Origin of the sequence: Streptomyces sp. NPDC091682, assembly GCF_044756625.1 — a bacterium.
Lineage (GTDB): Bacteria > Actinomycetota > Actinomycetes > Streptomycetales > Streptomycetaceae > Streptomyces.
On the sequence record NZ_JBIVTH010000002.1, the window covers coordinates 707,508 to 725,845 of the forward strand.

At 73.3% G+C, this 18,338-nt stretch carries 16 protein-coding genes; 11 read left to right on the forward strand and 5 right to left on the reverse strand.

Going from position 1 to position 18,338, the window contains the following annotated elements:
* Nucleotide 1 precedes the first annotated feature (1 nt).
* Nucleotides 2-466 carry a type II toxin-antitoxin system PemK/MazF family toxin gene (locus ACIQK6_RS07630; protein ID WP_329096604.1) on the forward strand — a complete coding sequence of 155 codons (465 nt, stop codon included), beginning with the start codon at nucleotides 2-4 and terminating at the stop codon, nucleotides 464-466.
* Nucleotides 467-604: 138 nt separating this feature from the next.
* Nucleotides 605-2,185 carry an immunity 49 family protein gene (locus ACIQK6_RS07635; RefSeq protein ID WP_402694473.1) on the forward strand — a complete coding sequence of 527 codons (1,581 nt, stop codon included), beginning with the start codon at nucleotides 605-607 and terminating at the stop codon, nucleotides 2,183-2,185.
* Nucleotides 2,186-2,301: 116 nt separating this feature from the next.
* Here the strand turns inward: ACIQK6_RS07635 and ACIQK6_RS07640 are convergent, their stop codons facing one another.
* Nucleotides 2,302-3,135: a TIGR02452 family protein gene (locus ACIQK6_RS07640; protein WP_329096609.1), complete on the reverse strand. Its 834-nt coding sequence runs from the start codon at nucleotides 3,133-3,135 to the stop codon at nucleotides 2,302-2,304.
* A 107-nt stretch (nucleotides 3,136-3,242) separates the two neighbouring features.
* Here ACIQK6_RS07640 and egtA point away from each other — a divergent pair, with 107 nt between their 5' ends.
* The 4 genes from egtA to egtD are packed head-to-tail and all read left to right on the forward strand — an operon-like array spanning nucleotide 3,243 to nucleotide 7,622.
* The gene (gene egtA, locus ACIQK6_RS07645; protein WP_402694474.1) at nucleotides 3,243-4,574 is read left to right on the forward strand and encodes an ergothioneine biosynthesis glutamate--cysteine ligase EgtA; all 1,332 of its coding nucleotides are present in this window, start codon (nucleotides 3,243-3,245) and stop codon (nucleotides 4,572-4,574) included.
* Nucleotides 4,571-5,893, forward strand: coding sequence for an ergothioneine biosynthesis protein EgtB (egtB, locus tag ACIQK6_RS07650; RefSeq protein ID WP_402694475.1), 1,323 nt, complete (start codon nucleotides 4,571-4,573; stop codon nucleotides 5,891-5,893). The genes egtA and egtB overlap by 4 nt, the downstream gene beginning before the upstream one ends.
* Nucleotides 5,893-6,651, forward strand: coding sequence for an ergothioneine biosynthesis protein EgtC (gene egtC, locus ACIQK6_RS07655; RefSeq protein ID WP_329096616.1), 759 nt, complete (start codon nucleotides 5,893-5,895; stop codon nucleotides 6,649-6,651). Before egtB ends, egtC begins: the two co-directional genes overlap by 1 nt.
* Nucleotides 6,648-7,622, forward strand: coding sequence for an L-histidine N(alpha)-methyltransferase (egtD, locus tag ACIQK6_RS07660; RefSeq protein ID WP_329096617.1), 975 nt, complete (start codon nucleotides 6,648-6,650; stop codon nucleotides 7,620-7,622). The genes egtC and egtD overlap by 4 nt, the downstream gene beginning before the upstream one ends.
* Here the strand turns inward: egtD and ACIQK6_RS07665 are convergent.
* The 3 genes from ACIQK6_RS07665 to ACIQK6_RS07675 form a co-directional block, all read right to left on the reverse strand.
* Nucleotides 7,505-8,455 carry a lysophospholipid acyltransferase family protein gene (locus tag ACIQK6_RS07665; RefSeq protein ID WP_329096618.1) on the reverse strand — a complete coding sequence of 317 codons (951 nt, stop codon included), beginning with the start codon at nucleotides 8,453-8,455 and terminating at the stop codon, nucleotides 7,505-7,507. The genes egtD and ACIQK6_RS07665 overlap by 118 nt on opposite strands.
* Nucleotides 8,452-9,303, reverse strand: coding sequence for a GNAT family N-acyltransferase (locus ACIQK6_RS07670; protein ID WP_329096619.1), 852 nt, complete (start codon nucleotides 9,301-9,303; stop codon nucleotides 8,452-8,454). Before ACIQK6_RS07670 ends, ACIQK6_RS07665 begins: the two co-directional genes overlap by 4 nt.
* Nucleotides 9,304-9,536: 233 nt before the next feature.
* Entirely contained in the window at nucleotides 9,537-10,799 is a 1,263-nt protein-coding gene (locus tag ACIQK6_RS07675; protein ID WP_402694476.1) for an extracellular solute-binding protein, read from the reverse strand.
* A 164-nt stretch (nucleotides 10,800-10,963) separates the two neighbouring features.
* Between ACIQK6_RS07675 and ACIQK6_RS07680 the strand changes: the two genes are divergently transcribed.
* Complete coding sequence (locus ACIQK6_RS07680; RefSeq protein WP_030663252.1) at nucleotides 10,964-11,179, forward strand: dodecin; 216 nt, start codon at nucleotides 10,964-10,966, stop codon at nucleotides 11,177-11,179.
* 42 nt (nucleotides 11,180-11,221) lie between these two features.
* On the opposite strand, the gene ACIQK6_RS07685 is transcribed toward ACIQK6_RS07680, so the two are convergent.
* Nucleotides 11,222-11,713: a hypothetical protein gene (locus ACIQK6_RS07685; protein WP_329096621.1), complete on the reverse strand. Its 492-nt coding sequence runs from the start codon at nucleotides 11,711-11,713 to the stop codon at nucleotides 11,222-11,224.
* A 60-nt stretch (nucleotides 11,714-11,773) separates the two neighbouring features.
* On the opposite strand from ACIQK6_RS07685, the gene ACIQK6_RS07690 reads away from it, so the two are divergent.
* The 4 genes from ACIQK6_RS07690 (at nucleotide 11,774) to ACIQK6_RS07705 (ending at nucleotide 18,306) form a co-directional block, all read left to right on the forward strand.
* The gene (locus ACIQK6_RS07690) at nucleotides 11,774-12,763 is read left to right on the forward strand and encodes an LLM class flavin-dependent oxidoreductase (RefSeq protein ID WP_402694477.1); all 990 of its coding nucleotides are present in this window, start codon (nucleotides 11,774-11,776) and stop codon (nucleotides 12,761-12,763) included.
* 24 nt (nucleotides 12,764-12,787) lie between these two features.
* Complete coding sequence (locus ACIQK6_RS07695; protein WP_402694478.1) at nucleotides 12,788-15,217, forward strand: ABC transporter; 2,430 nt, start codon at nucleotides 12,788-12,790, stop codon at nucleotides 15,215-15,217.
* Between the two features lie 269 nt (nucleotides 15,218-15,486).
* Nucleotides 15,487-16,992 carry a cryptochrome/photolyase family protein gene (locus tag ACIQK6_RS07700; RefSeq protein WP_329096624.1) on the forward strand — a complete coding sequence of 502 codons (1,506 nt, stop codon included), beginning with the start codon at nucleotides 15,487-15,489 and terminating at the stop codon, nucleotides 16,990-16,992.
* 105 nt (nucleotides 16,993-17,097) lie between these two features.
* Nucleotides 17,098-18,306, forward strand: coding sequence for a spore photoproduct lyase family protein (locus tag ACIQK6_RS07705; protein WP_402694479.1), 1,209 nt, complete (start codon nucleotides 17,098-17,100; stop codon nucleotides 18,304-18,306).
* Nucleotides 18,307-18,338: the final 32 nt, after the last annotated feature.

Here is an 18,338-nt window from a genome sequence, read left to right on the forward strand (position 1 = left end):
GATGACGGCACTTTCCCACCACCGCAACGGCCACACCGAGCAGCCCGGGCAGGGCGGCGACACCGCGACCACAAAGGCCGATCCGCGCGCGATCGGCCCCGTGCGGACCGAGTACGCCCCGGACCCCGACGGCGATCCCGACCCCGGCGAGATCGTGTGGACCTGGGTCCCCTTCGAGGAGAACGACGGGCGGGGCAAGGACCGTCCCGTGCTGGTCGTGGCCCGGGAGGCGGGCGGCCGGACCCTGCTCGCCGTACAGCTGTCGAGCAAGCGGCACGACCACGACCGGGAGTGGGTGCCGATCGGCACCGGCCCCTGGGACAGCGCCGGCCGCGAATCCTGGGTGGACGTGGACCGGGTGCTGCGGGTGCACGAGGCGGGGATGCGCCGCGAGGCCTGCGCGCTCGACCGCGGCCGCTTCGACCTGGTCGTGGACCGGCTGCGCGAACGCTACGGCTGGCGGTGACCCGCGGGCCCGGCGGTGGTCGCGGCGGGGCCCGGGGCCACCGCCCGGGACCGGTCCCGGCCTCCCGTGTCCCTGGCCCTGAGCATCCTGATGATCTCCTAAGGTGAGCCCCGTAGGCGGACACAGGGAGTAGCGGACATGCGAATAGAACGACACAGGGTGAGCGAGGCGGCCCTGGCGGCGGTGCGCGAGGACTTCGCGAACAAGATGATCTCGGACGTGTACTCCCGGTCCCGGGCCGGTCGGATCGACGCGTACGACTGGTGGGACATCACGCTGCGGTTCCTCGACGGCCTCGGCGCGATCTCGGCGGTGACCCCGGAGCTCGACACCCCGGAGGCGAAGGCGATCTTGGCGGACGCGGCCGAAGCGGCCGCCGGCACCGTGTCGTTCGCCGCCTACTACCCGAAGGCGTTCTTCCACGTCTTCCTCAACTACGTCAACCTCGGACTCGACTACGAAGCCGACCCCGAGGGCACTCCGCAGCCGATCACTGCCATCCGCTGGATCGACGCGTTCTGCGTCGCGGTCCTCGCCGACAAGACCGAACGGCACGGCGAGGCCTTCCACTTCGCCCGCCTGGCGCCGCAGCGGGCCGGCGGGCCCGGGCTCCCGCCGGTGGAGCTGATCAACGGCCTGCTCGCCTACGTCAGCGGGGACATCGGGGTCGAGTACCAGAAGGTCCCGCCCTCCCCGCAGGAGAAGCTCGCCGCTCTCGATGCCGCGCTCGCCCGGATCGCCGACCGGCATGCCCGAGCCGGGGCCGGAGCCGACAGGACCGGGATAGGTGCGGCCGACCCCGCCACCGGTGCGCTGCGCGCCCTGCGCGCGCTGGCCGCCCGGGACCGGGAGGCCTTCGGCGTCGAGCTGGCCGCACTGCTGCTCCCGTACTCCCACTTGGACGACCCCCGGGCCGAACCGCGCACCCTGCTGCCCCTGCTGCCGCTGGCGCTGGCCGCGCTCGGCTACCGCCGCGAGGGCTGGCGGCCGCCGGTCGAGTCGGGGTACCTCCCCCGGGCGCTGGTCACCGGTTTCGAGACCCCGCCGCCGCGCGTGGGACCGTACGGGCGCGAGCGGCGTGCGGACGCCGTAGCGGCGCTGGCCAAGGGCCCGCTGGTCGTCGAGCGTCCTGAGATGCCGGATGCTGCGGGGCACGCCGACCGTGTGGTGCGCGCGCTGCACGAGGCCGTCCGTACGGGGGGCGCGTCCGAGGCCTCCGCCCGCACGGACCGCCCGCTCGGCCCCGGAAACTGGTACGAGGCCGTGGAGCACGCCCTGATCACCGGAAGCCGCGCGGAGCTCGCCCCGCTCGTCCTCAGCGGTCCCACCGCCCTGGAAGAAGACCGTTCCGCGTACGCCTCGTACCGGCAGGCCCTGCACGACTACCTGCGGGGGGAAGACCCGGAGCCCGCCACGGACCGGGCCGTCGCCGACGTCGAGCGGGCCAGGGATTGGGGCTTCCTGCCGGCTCCGGCCGTGCTCTTCTCCCAGCTGGTGGAGGGCGACGAGGAGAGCTTCAACCTGGCCCTGGCCGATGCCCTGGAGGCCCACCGGGACTACTACTCGGTGGGCGACCGGCTCTACGGCGCCGGGGCCGACGCCGCGGTGGACTTCGACATCCTGGCCCTGGCCTGCCACGCGCGCCGCCGGGGCTGGCGCATCCGCGTCCACTCGCCCTACCTGCCGGAGAGCCTGCTGGGAGCGGCGCAGCCGTTCTGAGCACACGCGTTCTGAGCACACGCGTTCTGAGCGCAGCCGCTCCGAGCGCAGCCGCTCCGAGCGCAGCCGCTCCGAGCGCAGCCGCTCCGAGCGCCCAGACCGGGCCGACCCGCCCCTCAGGCCGGGAAGGCCCGCTCGAAGGCCTCGCGGGTGGTGGGGTCGCGGTCGAGGATGCCGAACACGACCAGCTCGAAAACCCCTGCGAACCGGTCCGCGAGCAGTCCCCGGAAGGCCTCGGCCACCTGGGCCGGGTCGTTCTGGAACACTCCGCAGCCCCAGGCGCCCAGCACCAGCCGCCGGTACCCGTGCAGCGTCGCCACCTCCATGACGAGCTCCGCGCGCCGCGCCAGCGCCGCCGGGATCTCGGCGGTGCGCTCGGGCTCCTGCCGCCGGATGGTGCCGGCGTTGGGCGCGGGCGAGGTGAGGAAGCCGACCCGGAACGGGTTCTCCAGCAGATCGCCCCGGTCGTCCCGGAACACCGGGACCCCGGGCGAGTGAATCACCCGGTCGGTGTAGAAGGTGCTCCGCTCCGCGCGGTGCACCTCGTAGTACTCCGGGGCTTCGAGCAGGGTCTCGTACAGGGCCGAGGCGCGGCACAGCGCCTCTTCCTGAGCCTTGGCCCCGCGGACGTAACCACCCCCGGGATTACGGGCCGAGGCGAAGTTCAGGACCGCAACGGGAGAGGGGTCCGGGTGGGTCGGGATGGCGGTCGCGAGCCTGCGGGCGGCAACGGTGCTGCTCTCACCAGTGACCTCGATGGCGGTCGCGCGGCCGCCGGAAGCGATCTCCCCATCTGGAATGACCCGGTTTGGTCCATATATCCTGGTTCCGGCCTTGGCTTCCGCCAGGGCGGCGGCCAGCGGAACCTGCCGTCCCGACCGCGTCCGGTACTCGCCGGCCGCCAGGATCTCCGCGTTCTCCCGCGCGATCTCGCGCAATCTGCTGCTCACGCCGCCATCTTCCGCACCGCGATTCCCGGCGGCAAAGGGTTTTGTGCCCCGAGGAGGGGTAGGCACGGGTGATGTCACGACCGACGACAGGAGACGAGGACCCGGTCATGCCCCAGGACCCATCCGCTCCGCCACCGCCACCTCCACCTCCACCCTCGCCCGGCCCGACCCCCGTGCCCTCGATCAGCGAGACGCAGGCCGAGGACCTGATCCACGGCATCTGTTTCAAGACCGGGCCGCCGCGCCTCATCGGCGCCGAACTCGAATGGCTGGTCCTGGACGCCGAGCGCCCGGAGCAGCCCCTGCCCCCCGAGCGGCTACGGGCCGCCCACACCGCGGCCGGCGCCCTGCCCCTGCACTCGCGGGTGACCGTCGAACCGGGCGGCCAGCTCGAACTCAGCTCGGCCCCTTCCACCTCCCTCAGCGGCTGTGTGGACGACCTGCAGACCGACCTCACCGCCGTCCGCGCCACCCTGCTGGCCCAGGGCCTGGTCCTGCGCGGACTCGGCCGCGACCCCCGCCGCCCGTACCGTCGGCTGCTCAGCAACCCGCGCTACGACGCCATGGAGGCCTACTTCGACCGCACCGGCCCGGCCGGGCGCGCCATGATGTGCGCCTCCGCCTCCGTGCAGGTCTGCGTCGACGCCGGGTACGAGGAGCCGGGCGTGCTCGGCCACGGCCGGCGCTGGCGGCTCGCGCACCTGCTGGGTGCGGTCCTGGTGGCCGCCTTCGCCAACTCCCCCGCGCACGAGGGCCCGTACGCCGGTTGGCGCTGCGCCCGGCAGGGGATCTGGAGCGACCTGGACACCCGGCGCGCGCTCGCCCCGCCGCTGGACGCGGAACCCCGCACCGCGTGGACCCGACAGGCCCTGGACACCGAGGTGATGTGCGTCCGGTCCTCCGAGGACGACGGCCCGTGGGAGACCCCGCCCGGCACGACCTTCCGCGACTGGCTGCGCACGGACGGACACCCCGCGCTGCGGCCGCCCACCGCCGAGGACCTCGACTACCACCTGACCACGCTCTTCCCGCCGGTCAGGCCGCGCGGCCACCTGGAGCTGCGGATGATCGACGCCCAGTCCGGCGATGACGGCTGGCTGGTGCCGGTGGCCGTCGTGCACGCGCTGTTCGACGATCCGGAGGCCACCGAGACCGCGTACCGGGTGGCCAAGGCGCTGGCCGACTCCTACGGCGGCCATCCCGCGCCCCTCAATCCGCTCTGGCGGTCGGCCGCCCGGCACGGCCTGGCCGATCCGGAGCTGCGCGCGTCCGCGAAGGCCTGTTTCCGGGCCGCCGTCGAGGCCCTGCCCCGGCTCGGCGCGAGCACGCACGTCCGGGACACGGTCGGCGCCTTCACCGAACGCTACGTACTGCGCGGCCGATGTCCGGCCGACGACGCATCCGCACAGGTGCTCACCGGAAAAGGGGTCCGCCGATGACCACCGGATCACCCTCCCCGTCCGATTCCGGCTCCCGTCTGCGGGAGCGGGCGGCCGCCGCCCTGACCGCGGCACGGATACGCACGGCCGGCCTCACCGACGCCGTGACCGACGAGGACCTCACCGCCCAGCACTCCCCGCTCATGTCGCCGCTGGTCTGGGACCTGGCGCACATCGGGAACCAGGAGGAGCTCTGGCTGCTCCAGCGCGTCGCCGGACGCGAGTCGATGCGCCCCGAGATCGAGCCGCTCTACGACGCCTTCCAGCACCCCCGCGCCGAGCGGCCCAAGCTGCCGCTGCTCGGGCCCGCAGAGGCCCGCCGGTACGCGGCCGACGTGCGCGGCCGCGTCTTCGACCTGCTGGAGAAGACTCCGTTGGAGGGCAGCACGCTCCTCGACGACGGATTCGCCTTCGGGATGATCGCCCAGCACGAGCAGCAGCACGACGAGACCATGCTGATCACCCATCAACTCCGCCGGGGCGCACCCGTGCTGGCTGCCCCGGAGCCGGACGGCCCCTACGATCCACCGCTCGCCGCCGAAGTCCTCGTCCCCGGTGGCCCGTTCACGATGGGCACCTCCGCCGAGCCGTGGTCGCTGGACAACGAGCGCCCGGCACACGTCCGGGACACCGCGCCCTTCTGGATCGACACGGTTCCCGTGACCAACGGCGCGTACCTGGCGTTCATCGCCGACGGCGGCTACCGCGATCCGCGCTGGTGGGCGGCGCCGGGCTGGGAACAGATCCGCGAGCACTCCATCGAGGCCCCGCTGTTCTGGCACCGGGAGGCCGGCCAGTGGCTGCGCCGCCGCTTCGGGGTGATCGAGCCGGTGCCCGAAGAAGAACCGGTTCTGCACGTCAGCTGGTACGAGGCGGACGCCTACGCCCGCTGGGCGGGGCGGCGGCTGCCCACGGAGACCGAGTGGGAGAAGGCCGCCCGGCACGACCCCGCGACCGGCCGCTCCACCCGCTACCCGTGGGGCGACGCCGACCCGACCCCCGCACACGCCAACCTCGGGCAGCGCCACCTGCGCCCGGCGCGCGCGGGCAGCTATCCGGCCGGGGCCTCCCCGCTCGGGGTGCGCCAGCTGATCGGCGACGTGTGGGAGTGGACCTCCTCCGACTTCCTGCCGTACCCCGGCTTTCGCGCCTTCCCGTACCGGGAGTACTCGGAGGTGTTCTTCGGCCCGGAACACAAGGTGCTGCGCGGCGGCTCCTTCGCCGTGGACCCGGTGGCCTGCCGGGGCACCTTCCGCAATTGGGACCTTCCGGTGCGGCGGCAGATCTTCTCCGGCTTCCGGACCGCGAGGGACGTCTGATGTGCCGTCATCTGGCCTATCTGGGGCCGGCCGTGGCGCTCGGGGAGCTGCTGGTCGAGCCGGAGCACTCGCTGGTGCGCCAGGCCTGGGAGCCCCGCCGCCAAGTCTCCGGGACGGTCAACGCCGACGGCTTCGGCATCGGCTGGTACGCGGAAGGGGACCCGGCGCCCGCCCGCTACCGGCGGTCCGGGCCGATCTGGGGCGACCTGGCCTTCACCGATCTCGCCCGGGTGGTCCGCAGCGGGGCGGTGCTGGCCGCCGTGCGGGACGCCACGGACCCCGGGGCCGACGGAGAGGCGGCCGCCGCCCCGTTCGCGGACGGGCCGTGGCTGTTCAGCCACAACGGCTCGGTGCGGAACTGGCCCGGGTCCGCCGCCCCGCTCGCGGCCGGGCTACCGCCCGCAGAACTGCTCCGCTTGGCCGCGCGCACCGACTCGGCGCTGGTCTGGGCACTTGTCCTGCACCGGCTGCGGGCCGGGGACGACCTGGGTACGGCGCTCGCCGAGCCGGTCCGGGAGCTGGCCTCGGCGGCTCCCGGCTCCCGGTTGAACCTGCTGCTCACGGACGGCGCCACGATCGCCGCGACGGCCTGGGGCGATTCGCTCTGGTACCTGGCCGACGCGGAGCAAGGGCGCACCGTGGTGGCCTCCGAGCCGTACGACGACGACACCCGGTGGCGCGAAGTGCCCGACCGGACCCTGCTGACCGCCACCCGCACCAGGGTCGAACTGACCCCGCTCAAGGAGAACTCCCTGTGAACGACTTTCAGTTGACCCGGACGCTCGACGAGCACGCCGCGGAGACGGCACTGCGTGCGGATGTGCAGCACGGACTGACGCACTCGCCGAAGGTGCTGCCTCCCAAGTGGTTCTACGACGCGCGGGGCAGTGAGCTCTTCGAGGAGATCACCCGGTTGTCCGAGTACTACCCGACGCGCGCGGAACGGGAGATCCTGCTGGAGCGGGCGCGGGAGATCGCCACCGAGAGCGGCGCCCGCACCCTGGTGGAGCTGGGATCCGGCTCCTCGGAGAAGACCCGGCACCTCATCGAGGCGATGCCCGCGCTGGACACGTACGTGCCGGTGGACGTGAGCGAGAGCGCGCTGCGGGGGGCGGCCGAGACGCTGCTGGCGGAGCATCCGGGATTGCGGGTGCACGCCCTGCTGGCCGACTTCACGCGCGCGCTGCAACTGCCCGACTCGCCCGGGCCCCGGCTGGTGGTGTTCCTGGGCGGCACGATCGGCAACCTGCTGCCGCCGGAGCGCGCGGTGTTCCTGGCGTCCGTACGGGCGATGCTGTCGCCCGGGGACGCGCTGCTGATGGGGACGGACCTGGTGAAGGACGAGGCCGTACTGGTGGCGGCGTACGACGACGCGCGGGGGGTGACGGCCGAGTTCAACAAGAACGTGCTGGCCGTCATCAACCGGGAACTGGGGGCGGACTTCCACACGGCCGACTTCGCGCACGTGGCGGTGTGGAACGAGGAGCAGGAATGGATCGAGATGCGGCTGCGGGCCCGGTCGGAACTGGTGGTGAAGATCCGGGCGCTGGATCTGGTGGTGCCGTTCGCGGCGGGTGAGGAGATCCTGACGGAGGTCTCCGCGAAGTTCCGTCAGGAGGGCGTGCGCAAGGAGCTGGCGGCGGCCGGACTGGAACTGACCCAGTGGTGGACGGACGCGGCGGGCCGGTTCGCGCTGTCCCTGTCGGTGGCCGACGGGGTGGCCGGCTGAGCGGGTATGCCCGGTAGCGGATCCGGGGCGGGGTTGGCGGCCCGCGTCCCGACGACGGCCCGCTGAGCCGCCGCCGCAAGGTCCCGCCGGTGCGCGTACCGGCCCGGCGGGATCCGCGGCAGCAACCTGATCTCGGCCCGCACCCCACGGGCCCGGGCGATCCGCCACAGCGAGGCGGTCAGCGGGTCGTCCCCGACGAAGGCGGGCGCCCCGGCCCGGTTCCCGTCGCGGCGAAGGTAGGTGAGCCGCAGCGGTTGTACGGGGACGCGCGCGTCGAGGGCCGCCTGGAAGGCGGCCCTGCGGAACGTCCCCTGGGCCCGCCCGCACCACGTGGAGCCCTCGGGGAAGACGGTGACCCGGTCCCCGGCCAGCAGTGCGCCGGTGATGGTCCCGACGGTGGCGGGCAGGGCGCGGATCCGGTCGCGCTCGATGAACAGGGTGCCGGCCCGTCCGGCGAGGCGGCCGAGCACCGGCCAGGCCCGGATGTCGCTCTTGGCCAGCATCCGGCAGGGCAGCGCGGCGGCCACCAGCGGGATGTCCAGCCAGGAGATGTGGTTGGCGACCAGCAGCCGGCCGCCGTCCGGACCCGGGCTGCCGTGCACGGTGATCCGGATGCCGAAGGCCCGTACGAGCGCGGCCGACCAGGCTCGTACCACCGTGTGCCGGGGGCCGGCCGGCAGCAGCCGGACCGGTGGGGCGCCCAGGATCCCCAGCAGGATCAGGGCGACGGCGGCGGCGAGTCGGACCACCGCCCGGGGAACGCTCGCGGTGCCCCCCTCGTGCCCGGCGCAGGCCTCGGGGGTGCAGGGCGAGGTGGGCAGCCAGACGCTCATGCGCCCGGGACGAGCGAGCGGAAGTGCTTGAGGTAGCGCGGGTTGGTCCGGCGCAGGGACAGCAGGACGTACAGGTCGGCGCAGCCGAACTCGGCGTCGAGGGCGGGCTCGCCGCACACCCAGGCGCCGAGTCGGAGGTAGCCGCGCAGCAACGGCGGCAGCTCCATGCGGTCGGGGAAGGCGATGCCCTCGGGGCTCCAGGGGAGGTGGGGGGTAACGCGGTACTCCTCCGGGGCGAGGCTGCGGGTCAGGGCGGTCTCCCGGGTGGCGGCGGCCAGGACCCCGCCGTCGGCGAGCGGTATCGAGCAGCAGCCGGCGAGCCAGTTGTGCCCGGTGCGGTCCATGTAGTGGGCGAGGCCGGCCCAGATGAGGGCGATGACGGCGCCGTTGCGGTGGTCGGGGTGGACGCAGGAGCGGCCGACTTCGACGAGGTCGGGGCGGATGGGGGCGAGGGCCGAGAGGTCGAATTCCCCCTCGGAGTAGAGGCGGCCGGCGACGGCGGCGCGCTCCGGGGGCAGCAGCCGGTAGGTGCCGACGACCTGCTCGGCCTCCTCGTCGATGACGAGGAGGTGGTCGCAGTAGGCGTCGAAGGCGTCGGCGTCGAGGCCGGGCTCGGGCCCGTCTAGGCGGGCGCCGAGCTCGCCGACGAAGACCTGGTGGCGCAGCCGCTGGGCGGCGCGGACCTCGTCCTCGTCGCGGGCGAGGCGGACGGCGTAGCGAGGGCCGTCGAACGTCGCGCCGGGCGTCGGGTTCCGGTTCCCGGCGGGGGCGGGGCGGGTGGCCGGTGCCGCCGAGGGGGACGGCTGCGGCGCGCTGAGGGGGGACGGGGACAGGGGTGCGATCGTCATGGCGGCTCCTGATCCGGGCACGGAGGGCCGGGCCCGCAGGTGCGTGGCCTGGCTCCTTTACTTCTTCCGTGACCGGCTGGATTCGACATGACCGCTCTGCGGCCCTTGGATGTGCGGACGCTGAACTCGGCGGTACCCCCGTCCTGGCGGTACCCCCGTCCCGGCGGTGGCCCCGTCCCGGCGGTGGCCCCTTCCCGGCGGTGGCCCCTTCCCGGCGGTGGCCGGGCGCCGGCTCAGCGGTCGGAGCTGAGGACCTTGCCGATCTCCTCGGAGGCGGCCCGGGCGGCCTGCTTGGGGTCCCGGCCGGTGAGCACGGCCGTCATGAAGGGCTTGATCGGGTTCTTCGCCTCGACTTCGGCCCAGCGGGCGGAGGTGGGGGTGGCGCGGCCCTGGGCGGCGCCGGGGGCCATGGCGGCCGCACCCTCGTTGCCCTCGACGACGCGCGCGAGGGTGGTCTTGTTGGGGACGTAGCTCATCGTGCGGGCGAGTTCGGTCTGCCACTTCTCGCTGACGAGGGCCGTGATCACGTCCACTGCGCCCTTCCGCTGCCCGGTCCGCGACGGGATGATCAGGTCCGAGCCGCCGGTGAAGACGGCCCCCGCCTTGTCGGGGGTCTTGCCGGGGATCGGGAAGAAGCCGAGCTTGCCCTTCAGGGCGGGGTTGGCCGCCTCGATCTCGGCGGCCTGACTGGGCGGGGCGATGATCTGGGCGACACGGCCACGGGCGAAGACCTGCGACTGCGGGGGCGTCTCCTCGTCGGCGCCCTTGGGGCCGTCGCCGAGGGCCTGGAGCTGCTTGTAGAAGTCCATGCCGGCCAGGGCCTTGTCGTCGTCGAGCGCGCCGACCCACTTGCCGTTGGTCTCGACGGCGAGTTCGCCGCCCTCGTCCCAGATGAAGCCGGCGAGCGCGTACCAGTTCTGCCCCGCGAGGTAGATGCCCTGCTGGTCGCCCTTGTCGAGCTTCTGGGTGACTTGTATCCACTCCTGGCGGTTCTTGGGCGGGGCCTTGATGCCGGCGCTCGCGAAGAGGTCCTTGTGGTAGATGACCACCCGGTTGGCGGCGTACCAGGGGACACCGTACTGGGCGCCGTTGATGGTTCCCGGGTCGGCGAGGCCCTTGAGCCAGTCCTTGCTGCCCCATTCGCGCAGGCCTTCGAGGGTGAGCTCTTCGAGTCCGCCGGTCTCGATGTACGTGGCGACCTGGGTGTTGCCGACCTCGATGACGTCGGCCCTCTCCTTGCTCGTGCCGTTGAGGACGGCGTTGACCTTGTCGCCGATGCCCGTCCACTCCTGGATCTTGACGTCCAGGTCGATGCCGGGGTGCTCCGTCTCGAACTCCGCGGTGAACTCACCGATGAAGTCGTCCGATGCGCTGCCCTTCATCAGCCAGAGCGTGACCTTCTGCGACCCTCCGGCCGGGTCGGCCGACCGGCTGCAGCCCGTGAGGGCGGTAGCGGCCGCGAGGGCCGTGCACACGGCGAAGAAGCGCATCTTCAAGAGGGTCACCTTCTGGGCTCGGTCTCAGATGGCTCGAAATTGGCATAGACCAATAGGCCGGTCAAGGGTCTTTCGCTCGGGATTGTTCGCCCAAAGTTCGCGGACCCGCCCTTACTGGGGCACCGTAGAACCAGGCAAAAGCCACCCAGTGTCGGGAGACCTCCATGTCCAATCACACGTACCGGGTGACCGAGATCGTCGGCACCTCCCACGAGGGCATCGATCAGGCCATCCGCAACGGGATCGCCCGGGCGGGCCAGACCGTGCGGAACCTGGACTGGTTCGAGGTGGTTCAGGTACGCGGCCACATCGAGAACGGGGAGATCGCCCACTACCAGGTGGGACTCAAGGTCGGCTTCCGCCTCGAGGGCGAGGACTGAGCCCCGGGCCGGGGGCACCGATGCCCGAGCCCCCCGGTCACCTCAAGTCCGTCCGTCGACCTCCTGGGCGGACTGCAGCTCGGGCGCGTCCGCGGCCCAGTCGGCCAGGACCACCCGGAAACCGGCGGCGCGGGCAGTCTGGCAGACCAGCTCGTCGTCGTCGACGAGCATCCGCACCTCGCGGCCCCGGGAGACCCGCCGCAGCACCTCGATCTTCGTCTTGCGCGCCGGCCGCCGGTCCTGGTTGCCGCGCATGAACAGCCGCCCCTCGGGCAGACCGTGCCGGGCGAGCCAGTCGAGCGTGTCCGCGCGGCATCGCTCGGGGCGCCCGGTCAGGTAGACCACCTCGCATTCGGCCGCGCTCTCCACGGCCAGCGCGACCCCGCGCCCGAGCGGCGGATCGGCCGGGGCGGCGGCGAAGAAGCCGGTCCAGTCCCGGGGGCGGCGCTCCAGGAAGTGCTGGCGATGACCGGTGTCCGCCAGGGTGTTGTCGATGTCGAAGACGGCCAGCGGCCGGGTGGCGTGCTCACTCATCCCGCCAGCGTAGGAGAGGCGTACGGGGAATCCTCACGGCCGCCGGGCGTTGAGTCCTGTGTGATCCGAAAACTCTCGATACTCGACCGCTCGCGTACCCGCCAGGGCCACCCGGCCCCACAGGCCCTGCGCGACACCGTGGAGTTGGCCCGGGCGGCCGAGGAGCTCGGCTACCACCGCTTCTGGGTCTCGGAGCACCACAGCGTTCCGGGCGTCGCGGGCTCGGCGCCGACGGTGCTGGCCGCCGCCGTCGCCGGAGCGACGCACCGGATCCGGGTCGGCACGGGCGGAGTCATGCTGCCCAACCACCAGCCGATGGTGGTGGCGGAACAGTTCGGGGTCCTGGAGTCGCTGTTCCCCGGCCGGATCGACATGGGCCTCGGGCGTTCGGTCGGCTTCACGGGCGGCATCCGGCGGGCGCTGGGCCGCGACACCGCAGACGCCGACCGCTTCGAGGAACAGCTGACCGAGCTGCTGGGTTGGCTCGACGGCACCCAGCGGGCCCACCCCGAAGTGCACGCCCGTCCCGCCGAGGGGCTGCGGATCCCGGCCTACGTCCTGGCCACCGGGGAGGGGGCCCGGATCGCCGCCCGGGCGGGGCTGCCGCTGGTGGTGGGCGACCTGCGGGCCCTCGGCCGGGTGAGCGAGATCGTCCGGGCGTACCGCGAGGAGTTCCGGCCCTCCGCCCCGGGCGCGCGGCCGTACGTCGTGGTCTCGGGCACGGTCGCGGTCGCCGGCACCGAGGAAGCGGCCCGCCGCATCCTGGTCCCGGAGGCCTGGGCCCTCGCGCACTCCCGCACCCGGGGCGCCTTCCCGCCGCTGCGCCCGGCGCAGGAGATCGAGGCGCTGGAGATGACCCCGAAGGAACGCGAGCTCTACGAGGACGCCCTCGTCGGCCACCTCCACGGCACGGAGGACCAGGTGGCGGCGCAGCTGTCGGAGGTCGCGGACCGGACCGGCGCGGACGAACTGCTGGTCACCACCTCCACGTACGACCGCACGGCGCTGCTGGACTCCCACGCGCGCCTGGCCCGGATCGCGGGCCTGTGAAGGCGAGCCTTTAAAATAGGACGAATGCACCAGCCCGCCGGTACCCCTGCCCCTCCCCCCGCGTCCCTCGACCCCTACGTACGGGTCCGGGGCGCCCGGGAGCACAATCTGCGCGGCGTCGACGTGGACATCCCGCGCGACGCGCTGACCGTGTTCACCGGGGTCTCCGGCTCCGGGAAGAGCTCGCTCGCCTTCGGCACGCTCTACGCCGAGGCCCAGCGCCGGTACTTCGAGTCCGTGGCCCCCTACGCCCGGCGCCTGATCCACCAGATCGGCGCGCCGAAGGTGGACTCGGTCACCGGGCTGCCACCGGCGGTCTCGCTGGAACAGCGCCGCTCCTCCCCCGGTTCGCGCTCCTCGGTCGGCACGGTGACCCTGCTGTCCAACTCCCTGCGGATGCTGTACTCGCGGGCTGGGACCTATCCGCCGGGTGCGGAGCGGCTCGACTCCGACGCCTTCTCGCCCAACACCGCGACCGGAGCCTGCCCGTCCTGCCACGGGCTCGGTCGGATCCACCGCACCAGCGAGGAACTCCTCGTCCCCGACCCGGAGCTGTCGATCCGTCAAGGCGCGATCGCCGCCTGGCCGGGCGCCTGGCAGGGCAAGAACCTGCGGGACGTCCTGGAGACCCTCGGCCACGACGTGGACCGGCCCTGGCGGGAGCTACCGGCGAAGGACCGCGAGTGGATCCTGTTCACCGAAGAACAGCCGGTGGTGACCGTGCACCCGGTGCGGGAGGCCGAGCGGATCCAGCGGCCCTACCAGGGCACGTACATGAGCGCCCACCGCTACGTCATGCGGACCTTCGCCGACAGCAAGAGCGCCGCCCTGCGCGCCCGCGCCGAGAAGTTCCTCGCCGACTCGCCGTGCCCGGTGTGCGAGGGCCGGCGGCTGCGCCCGGAGGCCCTCGCCGTCACCTTCGCCGGGCGGACCATCGCGGAGCTGGCGGCGCTGCCACTGAGCGACCTGGACGACGTACTGGCCTCCGCAGCCCTGGACGGGGAGGCGGCGCGGGTGCTCGCCGAGGACCTGCGTTCCCGGATCGGGCCCGTCACGGAGCTGGGGCTCGGCTACCTGAGCCTGGACCGGACGGCGCCGACCCTGTCGGCGGGCGAGCTGCAGCGGCTGCGGCTGGCGACGCAACTGCGGTCGGGGCTGTTCGGGGTCGTGTACGTGCTGGACGAACCGTCGGCGGGGCTGCACCCGGCCGACACCGAGGCGCTGCTCGGCGTACTGGACCGGCTGAAGGAGGCCGGGAACACGGTCTTCGTCGTGGAACACCATCTCGATGTGGTGCGGCACGCGGACTGGCTGGTGGACGTGGGCCCGCTGGCCGGCGAGCACGGCGGACAGGTGCTCCACAGCGGGCCGCCGCAAGACCTGGCCGGGGTGGCGGGGTCGGCGACGGCCCGACACCTGTTCGCGGCGCGGGAGCCCGCCGCGGCCCCCCGGCAGGTGCGCGCGGCAACCGGGACGGTGCGACTGGCCGGGGTGGACCGGCACAACCTGCGGGCTCTCGACGCGACGTTCCCGCTCGGGGTGTTCACCGCCGTCACCGGGGTGTCGGGGTCGGGGAAGTCCACGCTGGTGGGGCAGGTGCTGGCCCGGGAGGTCGGCGAGCGGCTCGCGGAGGCGGACTTTCCCGTACGGCGGCTGGTGGAGGTGGACCAGAAGCCGATCGGCCGGACGCCGCGGTCCAACCTCGCCACCTACACCGGGCTGTTCGACGTGGTGCGCAGGCTCTTCACGGCGGCTCCCGAGGCGCGGGCGCGCGGCTGGAAGGCGGGCCGGTTCTCCTTCAACGTGCCGGGCGGCCGCTGCGAGACCTGTCAGGGCGAGGGCTTCGTCTCGGTGGAGCTGATGTTCCTGCCGAGTACGTACGCCCCGTGCCCCGAGTGCGCGGGCGCCCGGTACAACGCCGAGACCCTGGAGGTCCGGTACCAGGGCCTGAGCATCGCCGAGGTGCTGGCGCTGACGGTGGAGTCCGCTGCGGGCTTCTTCGCCGACGCCCCGGCGGCGGCGCGCAGCCTGCGGGCGCTGGAGGAGATCGGCCTGGGCTACCTGTGGCTGGGACAGCCGGCCACCGAGCTGTCCGGCGGCGAGGCCCAGCGGATCAAGCTGGCGACGGAACTGCAGCGGCTGCGCCGGGACCACACGCTGTACCTGCTGGACGAGCCGACGACCGGGCTGCATCCGGCCGATGTGCGGGTACTGCTGCGGCAGTTGCACGGGCTGGTGGACGCCGGACACTCGGTGGTGGTCGTGGAGCACGACATGGAGGTGGTCGCGGGCGCGGACTGGGTCATCGACCTGGGTCCGGGCGGCGGCACGGCGGGCGGCCGCGTGGTCGCCGCGGGCACGCCGTCGGAAGTCGCCTCCGCACCGGGCAGTCGCACGGCCCCGTACCTGGCGCGGGCCCTCGGGTCCGGCCAGGGCGTCGCTCCTCGTGGGTAGCGGCTGGCGCAGGGACGGGAGCAGCACCAGCGGGGGACGTTCGACTCCGTGGTGATGGCGGTGGCGGGCTGCGGGCCCGCGTACACCGTCATCAGCGTGCTCGTCGGGGAGACGCCCCGCGCGTCGTGGTGCGGGGCGCGTTGTGGTGCCGGGCGCGTCGTGGTGCCGGGCGCGATCCACGTCGGGGCGACGGGCGGTACGGGCGTTCGACCCCGCGGGACGGTCGCGTCGGTCGCCGTCGGCCCGTTCCTGGTTGGTTGGATGCGGGCATGAGTCCAGTGCACTGGCTGTTCGGCGACCAGCTCGGCCCGCACTTCACGGCCACCGCCGCCGGCGGGACACCGAGGAACACCCGGTGGCTGCTGATCGAGTCGCGGGCCGTCTTCCGCCGTCGCCGGTTCCACCGGGCCAAGGCCCATCTGGTCCTCAGCGCCATGCGCCACCGGGCGGCAGACCTCGGCGCGAGCGCGGAGTACGTCACGGCAGAGACCTACCGGGAAGGCCTCGTCCGGGCCGTGGGCGACGCACCCGTCTCCGTGCACCACCCGACCTCCCGCGCCGCCCTCGCCCTCGTGGCCTCGCTGCCGCAGGTCACGGTCCATCCGGCCCGCGGGTTCCTCGTGGGCCACCGGGAGTTCGCGGACTGGGCCGCACGGCAGAAGGGGCGCCGGCTGCTCCAGGAGAACCTCTACGAACACACCCGGCGCACCCACGACGTCCTGATGGACGGCGACCGGCCGGCGGGCGGCCGCTGGAACCTGGACCACGACAACCGCGAGCCCCCGCCCCGCGGCCGGGACACCCTCGGCGCGCCGCCCCCGTACCGGCCCCGTGAGGACGAGATCGACGAAGGAGTCCGGCGGGACCTGGACCGCTGGGAGCGCGAGGAGGGGATCACCTTCGTGGGCCGCGACGGCCCCCGGCTGTTCCCCGCGAGCCGCCGGGAGGCACTGGCCGCGCTCGACCACTTCGTCACGCACCGCCTCGCCGGCTTCGGCGCGCACGAGGACGCCATGCTGGCCGGGGACCCCGTGATGAGCCACAGCCTGCTGTCCTCCTCCCTCAACCTCGGGCTCCTCGACCCCTGGGAATGCGTGACCCGGGCCGAGGAAGCGTGGCGGGCCGGACACGTGCCCCTCAACAGCGCGGAGGGGTTCATCCGGCAGGTGTGCGGCTGGCGCGAGTACGTGTGGAGCCTCTACTGGCACCTCGGCGAGGACTACCGGCACCGCAACGACCTGCACCACACCGCTCCCGTGCCCGCGTGGTTCGCAGAGCTGGACGCGGACGCGCCCGCGGCCCGGTGCCTGTCCACCGTGTTGGCGCAGGTCCGGGACACGGGGTGGACGCACCACATCCCCCGCCTCATGGTCCTCGGCAGCCACGCCCTCCAGCGGGGCTGGGACCCGGTGCAGGTGACGGACTGGTTCCACCGGTGCTTCGTGGACGGTTACGACTGGGTGATGCTGCCCAATGTGGTGGGCATGTCCCAGTACGCGGACGGCGGGCTGATGACCACCAAGCCCTACACCTCGGGCGGCGCCTACATCCACCGGATGAGCGACCTGTGCGGAGGCTGTCGGTACCGGCCCGCCGACCGCACCGGCGAGCGTGCCTGCCCCTACACCGTCGGCTACTGGGCCTTCCTGGACCGGCACCGCTCCCGGCTGGCGGGCAATCCGCGCATGGCCCGGGCCGTACGCGGGCTGGACCGGCTGGGCGACGTGGCGCAGGTCGCCCGGGCGCACCGCGCCGCGGGCGACACGCCGCCCTGACGACACCTCGCGGCGCGCCCCGCCGAGGACGACGGAGCCGGCCCGTCCGCCGGTCCGCCGGTCCGCCTACAGTGGAGGGCCGACCGAAACGCACAGGAGACGCAGATGGCTGCCCAGCCGCACGGGGGCCGACCGGCCGAACAGCAGGGCACCGAGCAGCAGGACGACGCCCTGTTCGGTCTGGAGGACATCGTCACGGGGGCACCCGTCCCGGCCGGTGGCGGTGCCCGCCCGCTGTTCCGCGACTCCGCGGCCGCGCGCCGACTGCTGTCCGTGCGGACGATCCACGCCGAGCCCGCGGCCGCTGCCTCCCCGCGCGGCCGGCAGGTCATCGCCCGCTTCCCCGGTGCCGAGGTCGTCCCCGTGGACTCGCACTGGCGGATCCCGCACCTGCACGGCAACGAGGGCAACGTCGACCGGTGGGTCCGGATCAAGAGCGAGGTCCTGGTCCTGGGCGTGAAGAAGACCCTCACCACCCGCCCCAACGGACGTTCCGCGGACTGGATCGCCCCCGGACCCGCCAACGGCTGCGCCATGGCGTGCGCCTACTGCTACGTTCCGCGCCGCAAGGGGTACGCCAACCCGATCACCGTCTTCACCAACACCGATCGCATCATCGCCCACCTCTCCCGGCACATCGCGCGCCTCGGCCCCAAGGCGGAGGCGAACCAGTGCGATCCGACCGCATGGGTCTACGACATCGGCGAGAACAGCGACTGCTCCGTCGACGCGCTGATCAGCGACAACGTCGCCGACCTGGTCCGTGCTTTCGCCCGGTGGCCCTCCGCGAAGGCCTCCTTCGCCACCAAGTTCGTCAACCCCGACCTCCTCCTCCTGGAACCGCGGGGTCGTACCCGGGTGCGGTTCTCCGTCATGCCCCAAGAGGACTCCAAGTTGTTGGACATCCGCACCAGCCCGGTGGAGAGCCGCATCGCCGCCGCCGGCGACTTCCTGGAAGCCGGGTACGAGGTCCACTTCAACCTCTCGCCCGTCGTCCTGCGTCCGGGCTGGCAGCAGGACTGGGCCCTCCTGCTGGAGCACATGGACGACGTACTGCCCGGTCCGGTGAAGGACCAGGCAGCCGCGGAGGTCATCCTGCTGACGCACAACGAGGACCTGCACGACCTCAACCTCGGCTGGCACCCCCGCGCGGAGGAGGCGCTGTGGCGGCCGGAACTCCAGCAGCCCAAGCGCTCCGAGAACGGAAGCTGGAACGTCCGCTACCGCAACGGGGTGAAGGCCGGGGCCGTCGAGACGATGCGCGCACTCGTCGCCGCCCGTGCGCCGTGGCTGAGGATCCGGTACGCCTTCTGACGGTGCGCCGGGCGGGAGCCGGTGGTCCCTTC